The sequence below is a fragment of the Streptomyces sp. NPDC030143 genome (genome assembly GCF_055573695.1).
In genome coordinates this window covers 1-1,704 of record NZ_JBVIAY010000060.1, presented here as the reverse complement: position 1 = coordinate 1,704, position 1,704 = coordinate 1, and the positions used below count along the sequence as shown (strand labels likewise).

Here is a 1,704-nt window from a genome sequence, read left to right as displayed (position 1 = left end):
GCACGAAGGCCCACTCGGCATCGGACAGTTCATGGCGACGTATCACCCGACCATGATCCCCGACCGAAGATCATTTGACGACACCCCCTAGGGCGGCCGCACTTCACCCCGAGGCTCGGCATTCCAGGAGCTGCTTACTGACCCACGCTCCTCGATCTTGCGTGAGGGTCCGCCGGCGGAGTCGGCGGACCGTTTTTCATGATTTCTGGACGAGCAGAACCGAACCGGCCTGTGAGACGACCTGACGGCCGTCGCCCTGGACACGGACATGCGGGTACGATCCGATTGGCTCCCTCGCCTGGAAAGTGCTGTCTTCGTTGCAGCCAACAGGACCCTCAGCAAGTCCTATCGTTGCAGGTCAAGGGTACTTTCTGTGTTTCTGATCAGCACTTGGAGAGCCCACCTCGTGAAAGCGCGAGGCTAGAGGCGCTGGGCGAAGGTCTCGCAGAACCCGAGGGGAACCAGCGCCTGGTAGAGGTTGCCCGCGGCCGCGTAGTCGGCGGCCATGCTCAGCGTCGTCGCCAGGCTTCGGAGCGGCCCGTCCCCGCCGTCTGCCTCCAGGCGGGCGAGCGGCACGCGGGCTCCCTGGCCCAGAACGTCGGACCAGACGTTGCCGAGCGCCTGAGGCTCCACCCCGGTCAGCGGCGTGAACCACAGGTCGGCGTGCGACTGGAGGACGTGCTCAGTGGGCCGGAAGTCCAGGACGGCCCCGCAGTTCAGGCGCGCTCCGTCGTCGGCGCCGCCGGTTTCGGGCCATCCGGGCAGGCCTTCGGAGTGCTCAGAGCACAGGTACGCCGTCCAGGCCGGGGCCGTCCCGCCCGGAAGGGACGGTCCCTGCCGGAAGGTGGTCGTCTTGGTGGAGCAGTCCAGCACCCGGCGCAGCGAGGTGAGCTCCGGGTGGGCGGTCGGCGTGACGTCCAACGGCAACTCGGCTCCTTCGACGGTCAGACCTCGATGTACGCGACCACCACGACGGCGCGCAGCGCGGTGACGAAGTACAGGACGCGCACGGACTCGATCTCGTCGGCGTACTGACGCAGCTGGGGCCCGGTGGTATCGCCGGGGATCGGCTCGCCGACGTCCGGGGCGACGGAGATGACGACCAGGGCGCGGTCCAGGGCGTGGATCTCCGCCTCGCTGGTGATGTTCTCCAGCTGCTTGGCGGCGGAGTCGGAGAAGGCGATCCGGGCGCGGCGTGGCCCGTGCGGCTGGGCCATCAGGCGACGGCCGGGCGCTGCGCGGCGAGCCGGGCGAGGTGGGCCTCGCGCAGCTCCTCCCACCGCGTGCAGTCCTCCACCGAGGGCAGCCCGTTCTCCGCGATGTCCTCCAGGACGGCGGCGAGCTGGTCGGCGTTCTCGCGGGTCTTGGCCGCATACGCGCGGACCGCGTCGGCGGCCGCGGGCTCCAGCTGCTGCCGGGCGTGGTCGGCGGGGGCCGGCTGTTCGCTCATCGAGGGCTCCAGAGGGCAGAACTGGCGTCTGCTCCCACGGTATCGGCCGTTGCCTGCGTTCGCGAAGCCGCGTCTGTCAGTGAAGTGGGACGACCACTACCGGGAATGACGAGTCCCCCCGACAGCAGCGAGTTCATGACGGGAGCCACCGCCCCGCCACCTGGTGACGGCCAGGCGGCGCGGCAGTGGGCTCGTGCGGTGGGTCAGTGGACGATGTTGAAGGTGGAGTCGGCGCGGCCCGTCGCGGTCGAGAT

3 protein-coding genes are annotated in these 1,704 nt (G+C 69.4%); all 3 read right to left on the bottom strand.

Features of this window, described 5'->3' with window-relative positions; all coding sequences use genetic code 11:
• Positions 1–420 precede the first annotated feature (420 nt).
• Genes ACZ4YY_RS37450 through ACZ4YY_RS37440 form a run of 3 tightly spaced genes read right to left on the bottom strand, consistent with a single transcriptional unit; the run spans position 421 to position 1,450 of the window.
• Complete coding sequence (locus tag ACZ4YY_RS37450; RefSeq protein WP_468299869.1) at positions 421–921, bottom strand: hypothetical protein; 501 nt, start codon at positions 919–921, stop codon at positions 421–423.
• Between the two features lie 23 nt (positions 922–944).
• Positions 945–1,217, bottom strand: a complete 273-nt coding sequence (locus ACZ4YY_RS37445; RefSeq protein ID WP_468299867.1) for a hypothetical protein — start codon at positions 1,215–1,217, stop codon at positions 945–947.
• Complete coding sequence (locus tag ACZ4YY_RS37440; protein WP_468299866.1) at positions 1,217–1,450, bottom strand: hypothetical protein; 234 nt, start codon at positions 1,448–1,450, stop codon at positions 1,217–1,219. The genes ACZ4YY_RS37445 and ACZ4YY_RS37440 overlap by 1 nt, the downstream gene beginning before the upstream one ends.
• Positions 1,451–1,704 lie beyond the last annotated feature (254 nt).